Below are 19,072 nucleotides of genomic sequence, written 5' to 3'. Positions count from 1 at the left end.
CCTGAAAAATTTTCAGGCGATCTCTTTTTATTTAGAAATCTAAAATTAAAAATCCGTTACATTTTTCCGATTAGCAAATACTCGGTCAAATTCTTCTTTAGAACCGACAACCAACTTGTCAAATTCACGCTGACCAGTACCGGCAGGAATCAGATGTCCGCAAATTACATTTTCCTTCATTCCTTCAAGTTTATCTACTTTACCGTTAATCGCAGCTTCGTTCAACACTTTTGTAGTTTCTTGGAACGAAGCAGCCGACATAAAGCTAGAAGTCTGAAGAGCCGCACGAGTAATACCTTGCAAAATTTGTTCAGAAGTAGCAGGCACAGCATCGCGAACTTCTACCAAATGTAAATCGCGACGTTTCAATGCAGAGTTTTCATCTCTCAATTTACGAGCAGTCACAATCTGTCCCGGTTTCATTGTCTGAGAATCTCCGGCATCGATAACCACTTTTTTACCCCAGATACGATCATTTTCCTCCATAAATTCGTGCTTATCGATAATCTGTTGTTCCAAGAAACGGGTATCACCCGGATCTATTACCATTACCTTACGCATCATTTGGCGAACGATAACCTCAAAGTGTTTATCATTGATTTTCACACCTTGCAAACGATACACATCCTGAACTTCATTAACGATATATTCCTGAACAGCGGTCGGACCCTTAATCGCTAAAATATCAGAAGGAGTAATAGCGCCGTCCGAAAGCGGAGTCCCAGCCCGTACATAATCGTTCTCCTGTACCAATATTTGTTTTGACAAAGGAACTAAATATTTCTTGACCTGCCCGGTTTTAGAAGTTACAGAAATTTCACGATTACCGCGTTTCACTTTACCAAAATTGATTTCTCCATCGATTTCAGAAACGACAGCAGGGTTAGAAGGATTACGCGCTTCGAACAACTCGGTAACACGAGGAAGACCTCCGGTAATATCACCAGCTTTACCTACAGCACGCGGTATCTTTACAAACACATCTCCTGATTTTATTTTCTGACCTTCATCAACCATAAGGTGAGCTCCCATAGGCAATGAATAGGAGCGAATCACATCTCCTTTTTCATCCAAAATAAGAGCCGATGGAACTCGGGTTCTATCCTTAGATTCTATAATGATCTTTTCTCGGAGACCTGTTTGCTCGTCCGATTCGACTTTATAAGTCACCCCTTCAATTACATTATCGAACTTAACCTTACCGGTAGCTTCTGAAACGATAACGGCATTAAACGGATCCCATTCGCAAACGACATCTCCTTTTTTAAGAGTATCCCCACTATTAAAGTAAAGCTTAGAACCGTAAGGAATATTAGTTGTCGTCAATACGATTTTCGTATTCGGATCGATGATACGCATTTCAGCCAAACGACCTACGACAATCATCACTTTCTTTCCGGTTTCGTCAATACTATCTACGGTACGAAGTTCATCTATTTCAAGAATACCGTCATAACGTGAAGTGACATTCGATACAGCTGCAATATTAGAAGCAATACCACCCACATGGAATGTACGCAATGTCAACTGAGTTCCCGGTTCTCCGATAGACTGAGCTGCTATAACACCGACAGCTTCACCTTTTTGAACCAAACGGTTTGTAGCCAAATTACGTCCGTAACATTTAGCACAAACTCCCTTCTTCGATTCACAAGTCAATACCGAACGAATTTCTACACGTTCAATCGGTGAATCACTTATTTTCTTAGCAATATCTTCAGTTATTTCTTCACCGGCATGAACCAAAACCTCTCCGGTTAACGGGTGCTGAATATCATGTACAGAAACACGTCCTAAAATACGTTCTTCCAAAGAAGCGACTGTTTCTTCATTATTTTTCAACTCAGTACATACAAGACCTCTTAACGTACCGCAATCCTCTTCATGGATAATCACGTCATGGGCTACATCGACCAAACGACGGGTCAAGTATCCGGCATCTGCTGTTTTCAAAGCTGTATCGGCAAGACCTTTACGAGCACCGTGAGTAGAAATAAAATATTCCAATACAGACAATCCCTCCTTAAAGTTCGCCAAAATAGGGTTCTCAATAATCTGTCCGCCTTCTGCCCCCGATTTTTGAGGTTTTGCCATCAAACCACGCATACCGGAAAGCTGACGAATTTGTTCTTTAGAACCACGAGCTCCAGAATCCAACATCATGAATACAGAGTTAAATCCCTGATTATCATTTGTCAATTGTTTCATCAGAATATCCGACAATTTTGAATTGACATGAGTCCATGTATCGATAATCTGATTATATCGTTCATTATAAGTAATGAAACCCATGTTATAATTCGCCATGATCTGCTCTACGTTAGCATATCCTTCATTAACCAAGGCTTCCTTTTCAGGCGGAATAATCACATCGGCAAGGTTAAAGGACAAACCTCCCTTGAAAGCCATCTGATATCCTAAATTCTTAATATCATCAAGGAATTGAGCCGCACGAACAACTCCGCAAACTTTAATTACTTTACCGATAATACCACGTAAAGATTTCTTTGTCAGAATTTCATTAATATACCCGACTTCTACAGGAACTTTCTCATTTACCAAAACCCGACCCACAGAAGTCTCACGAAGTATATCTACAATATTTCCGTTTTCATCCAAATCCTTTACTACGACTTTTACAGGAGCATGAAGGGAAACTTTTCCTTCATTATACGCTATCTCGGCCTCTTCCGGTCCATAAAATACCAATCCTTCACCCAAAGAACCCGGGCGAAGTTTTGTAATATAATACAACCCGAGCACCATATCCTGAGACGGCACTGTAATAGGAGCTCCATTTGCAGGATTAAGAATATTATGAGCACCTAACATTAACATTTGAGCCTCCAGAATAGCTTCATTTCCCAGAGGTAAATGAACTGCCATCTGGTCACCGTCAAAGTCGGCGTTAAATGCCGTACATGCCAACGGATGCAATTGAATTGCCTTTCCCTCGATCATTTTCGGCTGGAAAGCCTGAATACCTAAACGGTGCAGTGTCGGGGCACGGTTCAGCAATACAGGGTGACCTTTCATCACATGTTCCAAAATATCCCATACTACAGGTTCTTTTCGGTCAACGATTTTCTTGGCAGATTTAACGGTCTTGACAATACCACGTTCAATCAGTTTTCGAATAACAAACGGTTTGTAAAGTTCCGCAGCCATATCCTTCGGAAGACCGCACTCGTGCATTTTCAATTCTGGTCCGACGACAATTACCGAACGTGCAGAATAATCGACACGTTTTCCCAACAAATTCTGACGGAAACGCCCTTGCTTTCCTTTTAAACTGTCAGAAAGAGATTTCAACGGACGATTGGCATCGGTTTTTACAGCACTCGACTTACGGGAATTATCCAATAAAGAGTCTACAGCCTCCTGAAGCATACGTTTTTCATTTCGTAAAATCACTTCGGGAGCTTTAATCTCCATCAAACGTTTCAAACGATTGTTACGGATGATCACACGACGATAAAGATCATTCAAATCAGACGTTGCAAAACGTCCGCCGTCCAAAGGGACAAGAGGACGCAGTTCCGGCGGAATAACCGGAACGACTTTCAGAATCATCCATTCAGGACGATTTCGCTGTTTTGAAGCCCGGAAAGACTCCACAACTTGAAGACGTTTCAATGCTTCGTTTTTACGCTGTTGAGAACCATCTGTGCTGGCACGATGACGCAATTCATACGAAAGCTCGTCCAAGTCCAGACGTGCCAAAAGATCATAGATAGCTTCAGCTCCCATTTTCGCAATAAACTTATTGGGATCTGTATCATCCAACATCTGATTTTCTTTAGGTAGAGAATCCAGAATATCCAAATATTCTTCTTCCGAAAGCAAATCATACACGGCCAAATCGTCTTTTACTCCCGGTTGTATCACAACATACCGTTCATAATATATAATTGCATCCAACTTTTTAGTCGGCAACCCAAGCAAATATCCGATCTTATTGGGTAAAGAGCGGAAATACCAAATATGAGCGACAGGAACGACCAATTGAATATGTCCCATACGCTCACGACGTACTTTCTTTTCCGTAACTTCTACACCGCAACGATCACAAACAATGCCCTTGTAACGTATGCGTTTATACTTCCCGCAATGACATTCATAATCTTTTACCGGTCCGAATATACGTTCACAGAACAAACCGTCCCGCTCAGGTTTATATGTACGGTAATTGATGGTTTCTGGTTTCAGGACTTCACCGCTCGACCCTTCAAGAATTTCTTCCGGAGAAGCCAAACCTATGGAAATCTTCGAAAAGTTACTCTTTATCTTGTTCTCTTTTCTAAAAGCCATATATTTAATTTATAAAGCGTTATCAGAATTGAAGCGCCTCCGTTCTTTACAGACGGAGGATCGCTGCTTCTATTTTATTATTCTAAAGTGATACTAAGACCAAGACCTCTCAATTCATGTAGCAATACATTGAGAGACTCAGGAATACCCGGATTCGGCATCGGTTCGCCCTTAACAATAGCTTCATAGGCTTTAGACCGGCCTACCACATCGTCAGATTTAATAGTCAGAATTTCCTGAAGTATATGAGCAGCACCGAATGCTTCCAATGCCCAAACCTCCATTTCTCCAAAACGCTGACCTCCGAACTGTGCCTTACCGCCCAATGGCTGTTGAGTAATCAAAGAGTACGGACCTATAGAACGGGCATGCATCTTATCTTCAACCATATGACCAAGCTTCAGCATATATATTACACCGACTGTCGCTGGTTGGTCAAAACGTTCTCCGGTATGACCATCATACAAATAAGATTTTCCATAGCGAGGCAATCCGGCTTTATCCGTCCACTCATTCAAGTCATCAAGACTTGCACCATCAAAAATCGGAGTTGCGAATTTCTCGCCCAATTTTACACCAGCCCATCCTAAAACAGTCTCAAAAATCTGACCTAAGTTCATACGAGAAGGCACACCCAGAGGGTTCAATACGATATCCACCGGAGTACCGTCTTCGAGGAACGGCATATCTTCCTGACGTACAACACGAGACACAATACCTTTGTTACCGTGACGCCCGGCCATCTTATCTCCTACACTAATCTTACGTTTCTTTGCAATATAAACTTTTGCCAACTGAACAATACCTGAAGGAAGTTCATCTCCGATAGAAATATCAAATTTACGACGGCGTAATTCAGCATCGATTTCTTTATATTTCTTCAGGTAATTCATAATAGTTGCTCGGATCAGATCATTTTTAGCCGGATCTGTAGTCCACTTACTAACTTGGATCGATGTATAATCTATCTCAGACAATGCTTTCTGAGAAAATTTAGCACCTTTTGCGATAACCTCAGTTCCTAAATAATCTTTCACACCTTGTGAAGTCTTACCGTTAGTCAGAACCATCAATTTTTCGATCAATAAATCTTTAAGAGCCGCCTGCTTTACTTCATACTCTTCATCAAGTTTAGGCAAGATAGCTTTATCACTCAATTTAGATTTACGTTTCTTGATGGCACGAGAGAAAAGATTAGTTCCGATTACCACACCCTTTAAGGAAGGTGTAGCTTTCAATGATGCATCTTTCACATCTCCGGCTTTATCTCCGAATATCGCACGTAAAAGTTTTTCTTCTGGTGAAGGATCAGATTCACCTTTAGGTGTAATCTTACCAATCATTATATCTCCGGGACCGACATGAGCTCCGATACGGATAATACCGCGCTCATCCAAATCCTTAGTGGCATCTTCACTTACATTCGGGATATCCGAAGTAAGCTCTTCCATACCTCGTTTCGTTTCACGGACTTCAAGAGAATATTCATCGACGTGTACCGATGTCAATATATCTTCACGAACGACACGTTCATTCAATACGATAGCATCCTCATAATTATATCCTTTCCAAGGCATGAAAGCCACTTTTAAATTCTTACCCAAAGCCAATTCTCCGTTTTCGGTAGAATATCCTTCTGTAAGAATTTGACCGGCAACCACACGATCTCCCTTATGACAAATCGGACGCAAATCGACAGTTGTACTCTGATTTGTCTTACGGAATTTCGGTATTGTATATTCTTTAACCGCATCTTCGAAACTAACGAATTCCTCGTCTTCGGTACGATCATAACGAATACGTATCGTAGTAGCATCGACAAATTCGATCACTCCTGCTCCTTCAGCTGTAATCTGCGTACGCGAGTCACGTATCAATTGACCTTCAAGACCTGTACCCACGATAGGAGCCTCTGTACGAAGCAAAGGTACGGCTTGACGCATCATGTTAGATCCCATCAATGCACGGTTAGCATCATCATGTTCAAGGAACGGAATCAAAGATGCGGCAATAGAAGCAATCTGTGTAGGAGAAACGTCCATCAACGAAACTTCTTCCGGAGCTACCACAGGGAAATCCGCATTCAAACGGGCTTTTACACGTGAACGAACAAATTTTCCGTCATCATCCAAAGGCGCATTACCTTGTGCAATAATATGTCCTTCTTCCACTTCTGCCGTCAAATAGACAATACCGTTATCGGACAGATCCACTTTCCCATTTTCTACCTTACGATAAGGAGTTTCAATAAATCCGAGATCATTGATCTTTGCATATACACAAAGAGAAGAGATAAGACCGATATTAGGACCTTCTGGAGTTTCAATAGGACAAAGACGTCCATAATGAGTATAGTGAACGTCACGAACCTCGAAACCGGCACGCTCACGAGACAAACCGCCCGGACCTAAAGCCGACATACGACGTTTATGAGTCATTTCGGCCAACGGGTTAGTCTGGTCCATAAACTGTGATAATGCATTCGTCCCGAAGAATGTATTAATTACCGAAGAAATTGTCTTGGCATTAATCAAATCGATCGGAGTAAACACTTCATTATCCCGTACATTCATCCGTTCACGGATCGTACGTGACATACGAGCTAAACCAACACCGAATTGGTTATAAAGCTGTTCTCCGACAGTACGTACACGACGATTACTTAAATGGTCGATGTCGTCTACATCGGTTTTCGAATTTATCAACTCTATCAGATATTTGATAATTTCGATAATATCTTCTTTTGTCAATACTTTCACGTCGGGCGGAGTAGAAAGGTTCAATTTTTTATTGATCCGATAACGTCCTACTTCTCCCAAATCATATCTCTTCTCAGAGAAAAACAGATTTGTAATCACTTCGCGTGCACTCGCATCATCTGCAGGTTCGGCATTGCGAAGCTGACGATATATATATAATACAGCCTCTTTTTCAGAATTACTGGAGTCTTTCTGAAGAGTGTTGTAAATAATCGAATAATCAGACAGATTCCGTTCTTCCTTGTGCAATAATATATTTTGAACACCAGATTCGAGAATCTCTTCTATATGACTCTCCTCGAGAACGGTCTCACGATCTATAATAACTTCATTACGTTCAATAGATACCACTTCGCCGGTATCTTCATCCACAAAGTCTTCGACCCAAGTCTTCAACACACGGGCAGCCAAACGACGCCCCAAAGCTTTCTTCAGATTGGTCTTATTGACCTTTATTTCTTCTGCCAAACCGAAAATCTCAAGAATATCTTTATCGCTTTCGAAACCGATTGCACGCAATAAAGTAGTCACGGGCAATTTTTTCTTCCGGTCGATATAAGCATACATCACATTATTGATATCGGTTGCAAATTCGATCCAAGAACCTTTAAAAGGTATGATTCTGGCTGAATACAATTTGGTTCCGTTCGCATGTGTACTTTGCCCGAAGAATACACCGGGAGACCGATGCAACTGGGATACGACAACACGTTCGGCTCCATTAATAACAAATGTACCTTTAGCAGTCATGTACGGAATAGGACCCAAATACACATCCTGTATCACGGTATCGAAATCTTCGTGATCGGGATCTGTACAATACAACTTCAGTTTTGCCTTTAAAGGTACACTGTAAGTCAACCCTCTTTCTATACACTCATCTATTGTATATCTAGGCGGATCAATGTAATAATCCAAAAATTCGAGGACAAAATTGTTACGAGTATCTGCAATAGGAAAATTTTCTGCAAATACTTTATACAATCCCTCATTTTTTCGTTTTTCGGGGGGTGTATCAAGTTGAAGAAAGTCTTGAAATGACTTCAATTGAACTTCAAGAAAATCCGGATATTCTAGCGGACTCTTAATTGAAGCAAAATTTACCCGTTGTTTACCAATATTTGAAGACATTTATTAAATGGAATTAATTGAACTTAATTTAAAATATATACACAAAAAGGTAAAGAGGCCTCTCACTGAGGACTCTTTACCAAAGTACCTGAATATCAGGAAATACTATTTAAGTTCAACTTCAGCTCCAGCTTCTTCTAATTGTTTTTTCAATGCTTCAGCTTCGGCTTTAGCCAAACCTTCTTTCAAGTTGCTAGGAGCACCGTCAACCATATCTTTAGCTTCTTTCAAACCAAGACCGGTCAATTCTTTTACTAATTTAACAACAGCCAACTTGTTAGCACCAGCGGCTTTCAAAACAACATCGAAAGATGTTTTTTCTTCAGCAGCTGCACCAGCAGCGGCAGGAGCAGCAACAGCAACAGCTGCAGCAGCAGGTTCAATACCGTACTCGTCTTTCAAAATTTGAGCAAGTTCGTTTACTTCTTTTACGGTCAGGTTTACTAATTGTTCTGCAAAAGCTTTCAAATCTGCCATTTTTGTATGATTTAATTTGTTATTTTTACTAATTTATTTTCTAAAAAATTATCTTTCTGATAGAGTTTGCAATACTCCATGTATTGTAGAACCGCTTGATTGAAGTGCCGATACAACGTTCTTCGCAGGCGATTGTAACAGAGCGATAACATCAGCGATAAGTTCATTTTTACTCTTAATAGCAACTAATGCATCAAGTTGATCAGCTCCATAGAAACTTTCTTCAACATAAGCAGCTTTGAAACCAAGAAGGTCAGAGTTTTTCTTAAAATCCTTGATCAATTTTGCAGGAGCATTACCTGTATTAGAGAACATTATGGTCGTAGAGCCTTTCAAGCAATCGTAAAGCGGGCTATAATCCGTTTCCAGACTTTCCATCGCCTTATGCAACAATGCATTTTTTACAACCAGCATTTTAATATCATTCTTAAAACACTCGCGTCTCAATGCACTAGTTTTCTCGGCATTCAAGGCAGATGTTTCTGTCAGATAAAAATGACTGTATTCCTTGAGTGTGGCTGCGATCTGTTCTATTACTGTGCTTTTATCTTCCTTTTTCATAATTCAATTTTTTAAATCTCATCAATTGATTTCGGATCGATCTTAATACCCGGACTCATTGTACTTGAAAGATAAACACTCTTAACATACGTGCCTTTAGCAGCTGTCGGTTTCAATTTTATCAAAGCTGAAATAAACTCTCTTGCATTGTCGCGAATTTGTTCAACAGAGAAAGAAACTTTTCCTACAGAAGCATGCACAATACCGTTCTTATCTACTTTGAAATCAATCTTACCCTGTTTTACCTCTTTAACCGCTTTTCCGATTTCATTGGTAACAGTTCCGCTCTTAGGGTTAGGCATCAAGCCTCGCGGACCTAACACACGACCCAAAGCACCAATTTTACCCATAATAGCAGGCATAGTGATGATCACGTCAATATCAGTCCAACCACCTTTGATCTTTTCGATATATTCATCTAACCCAACATAGTCGGCACCGGCTGCTTTAGCATCAGCTTCCTGATCGGGAGTACAAAGTACCAATACCCGAGTCTGCTTTCCGGTTCCATGAGGAAGAGAAACTACGCCTCTCACCATCTGGTTAGCTTTACGTGGGTCAACGCCTAAACGAACATCAACATCAACAGAAGAATCGAACTTCGTAAAAGTAATTTCCTTTACCAAAGCTGAAGCTTCGCTGAGTGAATAGGCCTTCCCTGCTTCAATTTTGTCTAAAGCTAACTTTTGATTTTTTGTCAGTTTACCCATTTCAATTGAAGTTTATTAATTATTTACCGGGAATTCCCCATTTACGGTTATACCCATACTTCTAGCTGTACCAGCAACCATCGTCATCGCTGATTCTAAAGTAAAACAGTTCAAATCGACCATTTTGTCTTCAGCAATTGCTTTGACCTGATCCCAAGTAATCGAAGCCACTTTCTTACGATTAGGCTCTGCCGATCCACTCTTTACTTTTGCTGCTTCGAGCAATTGAATGGCAACAGGAGGAGTCTTAACGATAAAATCGAAAGATTTGTCACTGTAATAAGTAATTACAACAGGCAATACCTTTCCGGCTTTGTCTTGAGTGCGGGCATTGAATTGCTTGCAAAACTCCATAATATTAATCCCTTTAGAACCCAATGCAGGGCCTACAGGGGGAGATGGGTTTGCTGCACCTCCTTTAATCTGTAATTTGATCTGTCCAGCAATTTCTTTAGCCATTTTGTCTAATAATTTGATTTGTTATAAAACCAGGCATAACAATAGTGCGTAACCACTCTGCTACTCCTTCTCTACTTGCATAAAACCCAATTCGAGCGGTGTTTTACGCCCGAATATTTTCACCATAACTTTGAGTTTTTTCTTTTCGTTGTTTACCTCTTCGATCACACCGCTGAAACCATTGAAAGGACCGTAATTTACTTTTACGGTCTCCCCTACAAAATAAGGGATATTCAACTCTTCTCCACTTTCCTGAAGTTCATCTACAGCGCCCAACATCCGGCTAACCTCTGCAGGTCTTAAAGGATCGGGATTAGTAGTCCCTCCCAAAAAACCGATAACGTTAGTCGTATTACGCAAACGATGTGACACCTCTCCTACAAGAAGCGCCTCAACAAAGACATATCCCGGATAAAGATTTTTTTCTTTTGTGATCTTTTTTCCGTTACGAACAGAATAAACCTTTTCGGTTGGGATCAAAACCTGAGACACGTAATCACCAAGATCAGTATTCTTGATTTCTGCATCAAGATATTCTTTGACCTTGTTCTCTTTACCACTAATGGCACGTAAAACGTACCATCCTCTTTTTTGTTCAGACATTTTTATCTCCCCCGATTAGAACATTTTATTATAAATGAACTGCATGATATGGTCAAAACACTGGTCCATCGCAAATACCACTATAGCTATAATTAGGGAAGCAAACATGACAACTACAGCGCTATTGCTCAACTCGGATTTGGTCGGCCAAGATACCTTATAAACCAATTCGTTATAAGACTCTTTTATATTTGCAAGTATCTTTTTCATTCTCTTTTGAGTTTGCACGGGTCGAGAGACTCGAACTCCCGACACCTGGTTTTGGAGACCAGTGCTCTACCAACTGAGCTAGACCCGTATATCAATCAGCCTTTTCAGGCTGATTGAAAAATTTATTTTTAGTCAAGGATTTCAGTAATCTGACCAGAACCAACTGTACGTCCACCTTCACGAATAGCGAAACGCAAACCTACATTGATAGCAACCGGATAGATCAATTCTACCGTAATTGTAACGTGGTCACCCGGCATTACCATTTCAGTTCCTTCCGGCAAAGTAATTTCTCCGGTTACGTCTAATGTACGAATATAGAACTGAGGACGGTATTTGTTATGGAACGGTGTATGACGGCCACCTTCTTCTTTTTTCAAGATATAAACTTGAGCTTTAAATTTAGAATGAGGCGTAATCTGTCCCGGATGGCAAATCACCATACCACGTTTGATTTCATTCTTATCGATACCACGAAGTAACAAACCTACGTTGTCACCAGCTTCTCCCTGATCAAGAAGTTTACGGAACATTTCAACACCGGTAACTACAGATTTTTTACCGTCTGCACCTAAACCGATAATTTGAACTTCGTCACCAACTTTGATAACACCAGTTTCAATACGACCAGTAGCTACAGTACCACGACCTGTAATAGAGAATACGTCTTCAACCGGCATCAAGAATGGTTTATCGATATCACGCGGAGGCAGAGGAATCCATTCATCTACAGCGTTCATCAATTCCATTACTTTTTCTTCCCATTGCGGTTCTCCGTTCAATGCTCCAAGTGCAGAACCACGGATAATAGGAGTATTGTCACCATCATATTCATAAGCAGACAACAATTCTCTCATTTCCATTTCTACAAGTTCAAGCATCTCTTCATCGTCAACCATATCGCATTTATTTAAAAATACGACCAAACGAGGAACATTTACCTGACGAGCCAACAAGATGTGTTCACGAGTCTGAGGCATAGGACCATCAGTTGCAGCAACAACAATGATAGCACCATCCATCTGAGCAGCACCAGTAACCATGTTCTTTACATAGTCGGCGTGACCCGGACAGTCAACGTGCGCATAGTGACGTTTTTCTGTTTCGTATTCTACGTGTGAAGTATTAATAGTAATACCTCTTTCTTTTTCTTCAGGAGCATTGTCGATCTGATCGAAAGACTTCAATTCTGAAAGACCTTTTTTTGCCAACACTGTAGTGATAGCAGCAGTTAAAGTGGTTTTACCGTGGTCAACATGACCGATAGTACCAATGTTAACATGAGGCTTTGTCCGTTGAAACTGTTCTTTAGCCATAACTTAACTTGTTATTTATTTTTGATTAATGATTAGCATTCAAAACAAGAGCCGATGACGGGACTTGAACCCGTGACCTCTTCCTTACCAAGGAAGTGCTCTACCGCTGAGCTACATTGGCATTTAGAGCGGGAAACGGGACTCAAACCCGCGACCCTCAGCTTGGAAGGCTAATGCTCTATCAACTGAGCTATTCCCGCAATAAATTGTGGGCGAAGATGGATTCGAACCACCGAAGTCGTAAGACAGCAGATTTACAGTCTGCCCCATTTGGCCACTCTGGTATTCGCCCTAAAATTATTGAGCCGATGGAGGGATTCGAACCCACGACCCCGAGATTACAAATCACGTGCTCTGGCCAACTGAGCTACATCGGCAAAATTGCACCCATCGACATTATCGTCAATCCAATGCGAAACGGGTGCAAATTTAGCGATAAATTTTAAATTACAAAAATATTAGACTCTTTTTTTATTTAGCCCTCATTTTTTCCTTCATTTTCTGTAACTGCTTTACTAAAGCATCTACAGCCACATCTACAGCTTCCTCAAACGTATCTGCAACTTTACTTGAAAAAATGTCGTCAGACTTCGGAACCAACAATTTGATAGAGGCCTCTTTATTTTGAGCGGTCTCGGGCTTAACGACTTTCAAAACCACTTCTGCGGACATGATATCGTCACAGTACTGACCCAATTTCGCAACTTTTTTCTGAATAAAACTTTCGAGCTGTGTCGAAGCATCAAAATGAATCGATTGAATACTAATTTTCATAACGCCCTCCTTTTTTTCGGCTCGAGGATGAGCCTGTTTATAACTTTGTTTTAACTCTTCAAACGTAATATGCGTATACACTTCCGTTGAAGCTAAAGATTCATGTCCAAGCAACTCTTTTACACTATTCAGTTCTGCCCCGTTGTTCAACATCGCCGAAGCGAATGTATGACGCAATACATGAGGACTTTTTTTGGTCAACGTACTCACCATATTCAAATAACGAGTTACTATTCTATACACAAGTTCGGGATAAAGAGGCTTGCAATCTTCTTTTATAAAGAAAAATTCGCATTCTCCACCCACATTTCCGTCTCTGGCATTTCGATACTGCTCTATCTGAATACGGAGTTCTTCTCCAAAAGGAATGATTCGCTGTTTATTGCGCTTCCCCGTAACCTTCATCACAGACATAGAAATATCCACATCTGCATCTTTCAACCCAATCAACTCTCCGCGACGAATTCCGGTAGAATAAAACATATTTATAATCAGCCTATCCCTAACACCCCGAAAGTCATTCCCTAAATCAATACCATCCAACAACAAATCCATCTCTTCCTCTTTCAAGAAAGCCGGCAACGATTTACGCATCTTAGGCAACTGAATATTCCGTATAGGCGTGACAGAAATAATTCCTTTTTTGACCAAAAATTTAAAGAACGAACGTAATGCAGAAACCTTGCGACTAACAGACCGCGGTGATACACCTTTTTCGACCAGACATACAACCCAATCTCGAACCAAATCCAGATCTACAGACTCAGGAGAAAACTTTTCGGCCTTACACTCAACATAATAGGCTTCAAACTGCAATAAATCATTCCTATAAGACAGAACGGTATGAGAAGAATAATTCTTCTCATACCGAATATATCTTAAAAATGATTCAATACACATAAAGAGCGCAGCTTTTGACTTACGCTACGAATGTAAAAAAAAGAATTCAATCTTCCAACTAAAGGGAATGTTTTTATTCCTCTACTTGTTGCAATTTCTGAATATAAATGGCGCGCATTATTTTTTTACGATTAGCAACCGAAGGTTTTTCAAATGCCTGTCTGTTTCTAAGTTCTTTAATCACACCTGTCTTTTCAAATTTTCTTTTGAATTTCTTCAATGCTTTTTCAATGTTTTCGCCTTCTTTTACTGGAACTACTATCATATTTTTTATAATTAAAAGATTTTATCGTCTAAAAACGCGGTGCAAAATTAAACATTGTTTCTTGATAAACAAACCTTTCGATATTATTTTCACCGTTTAAAGTCCTTTTTTACATTTTTTGCACCAGAAAGAAGCTGTCCAGAATTTCATTCGAAGTTTAGAACCTGTTTAAATTTTACACAAACATCTTTTGAGAGTTATTCTCAAGTATGTTTTTCAAATTCGATATGAAAACGTAGAGAACTATGTGACTTGCAAAAACGGAGAAACATGTCGGAAAAGTTTGGACATATATTTTTATCGAAAATTTTGAACAGGCTCTTAAGACAACAAACTTATTCTTTGTTTTAATTAAGTACTCAATGACAAATGATCCTTTCAAATATGCACATTCTGTTTTTTATTTCTAAATATTAAATCATACCTTTGTATTCAAGTAGTTAATGATTTATATATCAATTATAAAGAATAGCTCCTATTAATTTAAGAAATAAAATTTACCGAATATGACTAAAAATCCAACTTTAGAACGAGTAAAAGCTCTTCGCCAAGCAATGGACGAACGACAACTATCGGCTTTTATCATTCCGGGAACAGATCCCCATTTAAGCGAATATAGTGCAAACCATTGGAAAGCTCGCGGATGGATATCAGGATTTAACGGATCAGCCGGAACTGCTGTCGTAACAAAAAAACAGGCCGGACTGTGGACTGATTCCCGCTACTTCCTTCAAGCTGGGATTCAGCTTGAAGGAAGCGATTTCACCTTATTTAAAGACGGGTTACCCGAAACCCCATCAATTCAAAAATGGTTGACAGACACATTACCTTCAGGATCTGTGATCGGAATAGACGGATCAATGTTTTCGTATAGTGAAGCCCAACAATTAAAACACTTCCTCGAAGATAAGGGATATTCTCTAATCTCAGATTTTACTCCGTTTGAAAAAATCTGGAATGACCGTCCTTCAATTCCGAACGATCCTATATTCGCGTATCCTGAGAAATATAGTGGGGAATCTACTGAAAGCAAAATATCCAGGATACTAAATAGAATAAAGGTAGAGGGCGCTAATGCCATCTTATTAGCAGCATTAGATGAAATTGCATGGTTCTTGAATATTAGAGGAACAGATGTTCCATGTAATCCCGTAGGAATTTGCTACTCTTATATATCGGAAAAAGAACGCGTATTATTTATTAATGCCCAAAAGATTAATAAAGACACAGCCGAATATCTACAAAAAAATAATATCAAACTCGCCCAATACGAAAAAATTTACGACTTCCTGAATACTCTTCCCGAATCAGAAACCATATTTATAGATCCTCGAAAGATCAATTACAGCTTGGTAAACGCTATATCAAGTGGACAAAAAATTATTTTCGGTAATTCTCCTATCACATGGGAAAAAAGTCTGAAAAATAAGACCGAAATAGCAGGATTTAAAGATGCAATGATACGAGACGGAGTCGCATTAGTTCATTTTTTCCGGTGGTTAGAATCTCATATAAAAGACGGAAACATTACGGAAATCACAATCAGCGAGAAACTAAGAGAATATCGTTCCCAGCAAGCTCTTTACGTCGGAGAAAGTTTTTCTACAATAGCAGGGTTCAATGCACACGGAGCAATTGTGCATTATAGCGCTACTCCTGAAACTGATGTAGCTCTAAAGCCGGCGGGATTTCTATTAATAGACTCCGGTGCGCAGTATCTCGACGGGACAACCGACATTACTCGTACCGTTGCTTTGGGAGAACTGAGTGCAAAACAAAAAAGAGATTTCACATTGGTATTAAAAGGACATATCGGTATTGCTACTTGCCAGTTTCCTCAAGGAACAAGAGGTTCTCAAATCGATATTTTGGCACGGCGATTTCTTTGGAACGAAGGACTGAACTACCTACACGGGACAGGTCATGGCATCGGACATTTTCTTAATGTGCACGAAGGTCCTCAGAACATCCGTTTAGAAGAGAATTCCACACCTTTGACTCCGGGTATGGTTACTTCTAACGAACCGGGTGTTTACATTGCCGGAGAATATGGTATTCGTACTGAAAACTTAACTTTGGTCGTTGAAGATCGTGAAACAGATTTCGGTAAATTCTATAAATTCGAGACACTTACGCTTTTCCCGATAGACAAGAGTGCCATAGACAAAGCTTTATTAACAAAGGAAGAAATAGAATGGCTGGATAACTATCATCAAACTGTATTCAAGAAACTAAGTCCGGCACTGGACAATGAAGCAAAAGAATGGTTGAAAAAAGCAACAGATAAACTTTAAAAATCAGACTATGGCTCTTATAAAAAGCGTTCGGGGATACACTCCCAACATCGGAAACAATTGTTTCTTGGCAGATAATGCAACACTTATAGGCGACATCGTTTTAGGTAACGATTGCAGTATATGGTTCAATACGGTTTTACGGGGAGATGTAAACTCCATTCGTATCGGAAATCGGGTAAATATTCAAGACGGATCGGTACTCCATACTCTTTACCAAAAATCGACAATAGAAATCGGAAACGATGTCTCAATCGGGCACAACGTCACCATACACGGAGCTACAATAAAAGATGGAGCTCTCATAGGTATGGGATCGGTAATACTCGATCATGCCATAGTGGGCGAAGGGGCTATTGTTGCCGCAGGATCTGTCGTTTTAAGCAAAACAGAAATAAAACCCGGCGAATTATGGGGAGGTGCGCCCGCTAAATTCATAAAAATGGTAGATCCCGAACAGTCAAAAGAAATCAATCAAAAAATTGCAAAAAATTACCTGATGTATTCTGAATGGTATAAAAACAATGAGTAATTAAATGAGCAATCATGAATAAGTTAGTAGTCTACGGACTACTAACTTATTCATGATTGCTCAGAAGATTTTCTGTCCCTACTTTATAAGCGTCCTTCATCAGCAAAACTATAATACCCACTTTCACAAATAATCAGATGATCGAGGACACGAATATCTAAAAAAGATGCTGCTGAAACGATCTTAGCAGTCAACTCATAATCCGCCTGACTCGGAGTAACATTATTAGACGGATGATTATGACATAACATTACCGAAGATGCTTGCTGCAAAATCGCAGGTTTAAGTACCAATTTAATATCGACCAGAGTCGCCGCCGTTCCTCCTTGACTGACACGGATAGTATCTAAAACCGTGTTGGCGGCATTCAACAACACAATCCAAAATTCTTCTTGAGGTAAATCTATCATAGACGCATACATCAAATCATAAACATCCCTACTGCAAGTTATTTTACGTCTTATCGAAACATCCTCACTTTTCCTTCTACGCCCCAACTCTAACGCAGCAATAATACTGATAGCTTTAGCTTCTCCTATACCTTCAAACTGGCCGGTCAAGTCTTGAACAGAAACTTTTCCCAAACGATTCAAACTATTTCCCATTGTATTCAAAATACGTTGCGACAATTCCACTGCTGTTTCTTTCCTATTACCAGAACCTATCAAGATTGCTATCAACTCGGCATTCGATAATGAGCGAATGCCCTTTAAAAGCATCTTTTCCCGCGGACGATCCTCCAAAGCCCAATCGGTTATCACCATTTTATCTTTCGTTCTCATTATATCGCAAATAATAAATCAAAAACGAATATAACCCTTTTTATATTCGTTTAAAAGATTCCGGGAATAAATTTCGGTCATACATATTTTTTTACGACATTTGCTTTTGAGACTCATTCAATAATACTTTTTATGAAAAAAAGAATATTAGTTACCGGAGGAGCAGGATTCATCGGTTCTCATTTATGTGAACGGCTTCTAAACGAAGGCAATGAAGTAATCTGTTTGGATAACTTTTTTACAGGAAGTAAAGAAAATATCGTTCATTTGTTGAAAAATCCCTATTTCGAAGTCATCCGCCACGATATTACGATGCCTTATTATCTCGAAACCGACCAGATATACAATCTGGCTTGTCCGGCATCTCCCATACATTATCAATACGATCCTATTCAAACAATAAAAGCTTCTATATTAGGTTCTATCAATGTGTTGGGGATTGCAAAAAGAGCCGGAGCTCGAGTTTTGCAGGCCTCTACAAGCGAAGTTTACGGAGATCCGCAAATACATCCGCAAATAGAAAGCTATTGGGGAAATGTCAATCCGATCGGCATTCGCTCTTGTTATGATGAAGGCAAACGCTGCGCCGAGACCTTATTCATGGATTATCACCGATGTAATAATGTCGATATTCGTATAATCCGCATATTCAATACCTATGGTCCCAATATGCATCCACAGGACGGACGAGTAGTCTCTAACTTTATTGTCCAAGCTTTACAGGGAAAAGACTTGACAATCTACGGAAACGGATTACAAACTCGTAGTTTTCAATACGTAAGTGATTTAGTAGAAGGTATGATTCGAATGATGGAAAATGAAGACTTTATCGGTCCCGTCAATCTCGGGAATCCGGGAGAATTTACTATGCTTGAATTAGCGGAAAAAGTCATTCGCCTCACCGGATCGAAATCAAAATTGGTGTTTATGCCTCTTCCTGCAGATGATCCCACTCAAAGAAAACCCGACATCTCTTTAGCTAAAGAGA

The 19,072-nt window shown here is 39.8% G+C and carries 14 protein-coding genes, 5 tRNA genes and 2 pseudogenes; 3 read left to right on the top strand and 18 right to left on the bottom strand.

Annotated features, from left to right (window positions below; genetic code table 11):
* Positions 1-45: 45 nt before the first annotated feature.
* The 17 genes and pseudogenes from rpoC to rpsU form a co-directional block, all read right to left on the bottom strand.
* Positions 46-4,311, bottom strand: a complete 4,266-nt coding sequence (gene rpoC, locus Q0093_RS12100) for a DNA-directed RNA polymerase subunit beta' (RefSeq protein WP_297930824.1) — start codon at positions 4,309-4,311, stop codon at positions 46-48.
* Between the two features lie 77 nt (positions 4,312-4,388).
* Complete coding sequence (gene rpoB / locus Q0093_RS12095) at positions 4,389-8,201, bottom strand: DNA-directed RNA polymerase subunit beta (RefSeq protein WP_297930821.1); 3,813 nt, start codon at positions 8,199-8,201, stop codon at positions 4,389-4,391.
* 105 nt (positions 8,202-8,306) lie between these two features.
* Positions 8,307-8,678, bottom strand: coding sequence for a 50S ribosomal protein L7/L12 (rplL, locus tag Q0093_RS12090; protein ID WP_294178730.1), 372 nt, complete (start codon positions 8,676-8,678; stop codon positions 8,307-8,309).
* Between the two features lie 48 nt (positions 8,679-8,726).
* Positions 8,727-9,239: a 50S ribosomal protein L10 gene (gene rplJ / locus Q0093_RS12085; RefSeq protein ID WP_294178727.1), complete on the bottom strand. Its 513-nt coding sequence runs from the start codon at positions 9,237-9,239 to the stop codon at positions 8,727-8,729.
* Positions 9,240-9,250: 11 nt separating this feature from the next.
* Positions 9,251-9,949 (bottom strand): 50S ribosomal protein L1, encoded by a 699-nt coding sequence (gene rplA / locus Q0093_RS12080; protein ID WP_297930817.1) that lies wholly within the window; start codon positions 9,947-9,949, stop codon positions 9,251-9,253.
* A 15-nt stretch (positions 9,950-9,964) separates the two neighbouring features.
* Positions 9,965-10,408, bottom strand: coding sequence for a 50S ribosomal protein L11 (rplK, locus tag Q0093_RS12075; RefSeq protein ID WP_009318000.1), 444 nt, complete (start codon positions 10,406-10,408; stop codon positions 9,965-9,967).
* A gap of 60 nt (positions 10,409-10,468) precedes the next feature.
* Positions 10,469-11,011, bottom strand: coding sequence for a transcription termination/antitermination protein NusG (nusG, locus tag Q0093_RS12070; protein WP_022390109.1), 543 nt, complete (start codon positions 11,009-11,011; stop codon positions 10,469-10,471).
* Positions 11,012-11,026: 15 nt separating this feature from the next.
* Entirely contained in the window at positions 11,027-11,221 is a 195-nt protein-coding gene (gene secE, locus Q0093_RS12065; protein ID WP_031258964.1) for a preprotein translocase subunit SecE, read from the bottom strand.
* Between the two features lie 15 nt (positions 11,222-11,236).
* Positions 11,237-11,309: transfer RNA gene (locus Q0093_RS12060), tRNA-Trp, on the bottom strand.
* Positions 11,310-11,349: 40 nt separating this feature from the next.
* Positions 11,350-12,537, bottom strand: coding sequence for an elongation factor Tu (gene tuf / locus Q0093_RS12055; RefSeq protein WP_009318002.1), 1,188 nt, complete (start codon positions 12,535-12,537; stop codon positions 11,350-11,352).
* 49 nt (positions 12,538-12,586) lie between these two features.
* Positions 12,587-12,658 (bottom strand) — tRNA-Thr (locus Q0093_RS12050).
* Positions 12,659-12,664: 6 nt separating this feature from the next.
* Positions 12,665-12,737 (bottom strand) — tRNA-Gly (locus tag Q0093_RS12045).
* 9 nt (positions 12,738-12,746) lie between these two features.
* Positions 12,747-12,829, bottom strand: a tRNA-Tyr gene (locus tag Q0093_RS12040).
* An 11-nt stretch (positions 12,830-12,840) separates the two neighbouring features.
* Positions 12,841-12,914: transfer RNA gene (locus tag Q0093_RS12035), tRNA-Thr, on the bottom strand.
* A 94-nt stretch (positions 12,915-13,008) separates the two neighbouring features.
* Positions 13,009-13,251: pseudogene (locus Q0093_RS14880) on the bottom strand (HPF/RaiA family ribosome-associated protein); the annotation flags it as partial.
* Between the two features lie 78 nt (positions 13,252-13,329).
* Positions 13,330-14,211, bottom strand: a pseudogene (xerC, locus tag Q0093_RS12030) (tyrosine recombinase XerC); the annotation flags it as partial.
* A gap of 73 nt (positions 14,212-14,284) precedes the next feature.
* Positions 14,285-14,476 (bottom strand): 30S ribosomal protein S21, encoded by a 192-nt coding sequence (gene rpsU / locus Q0093_RS12025; RefSeq protein ID WP_009318008.1) that lies wholly within the window; start codon positions 14,474-14,476, stop codon positions 14,285-14,287.
* A gap of 506 nt (positions 14,477-14,982) precedes the next feature.
* Here rpsU and Q0093_RS12020 point away from each other — a divergent pair.
* Both Q0093_RS12020 and Q0093_RS12015 read left to right on the top strand, forming a co-directional pair.
* Positions 14,983-16,770 (top strand): aminopeptidase P family protein, encoded by a 1,788-nt coding sequence (locus tag Q0093_RS12020; RefSeq protein ID WP_297930810.1) that lies wholly within the window; start codon positions 14,983-14,985, stop codon positions 16,768-16,770.
* A 10-nt stretch (positions 16,771-16,780) separates the two neighbouring features.
* Positions 16,781-17,302, top strand: a complete 522-nt coding sequence (locus Q0093_RS12015; RefSeq protein WP_294176253.1) for a gamma carbonic anhydrase family protein — start codon at positions 16,781-16,783, stop codon at positions 17,300-17,302.
* A gap of 83 nt (positions 17,303-17,385) precedes the next feature.
* Here the strand turns inward: Q0093_RS12015 and radC are convergent, their stop codons facing one another.
* Complete coding sequence (radC, locus tag Q0093_RS12010; protein WP_294176255.1) at positions 17,386-18,084, bottom strand: DNA repair protein RadC; 699 nt, start codon at positions 18,082-18,084, stop codon at positions 17,386-17,388.
* Positions 18,085-18,216: 132 nt separating this feature from the next.
* On the opposite strand from radC, the gene Q0093_RS12005 reads away from it, so the two are divergent.
* Positions 18,217-19,072 (top strand): UDP-glucuronic acid decarboxylase family protein (locus tag Q0093_RS12005; protein WP_297930805.1); only part of this gene is annotated, 856 nt, incomplete at its 3' end.

Origin of the sequence: uncultured Coprobacter sp. (genome assembly GCF_947855755.1) — a bacterium.
Lineage (GTDB): Bacteria > Bacteroidota > Bacteroidia > Bacteroidales > Coprobacteraceae > Coprobacter.
Note: the sequence above shows the minus strand (reverse complement) of the source record. Positions and strands in the feature narration are given on the sequence as shown.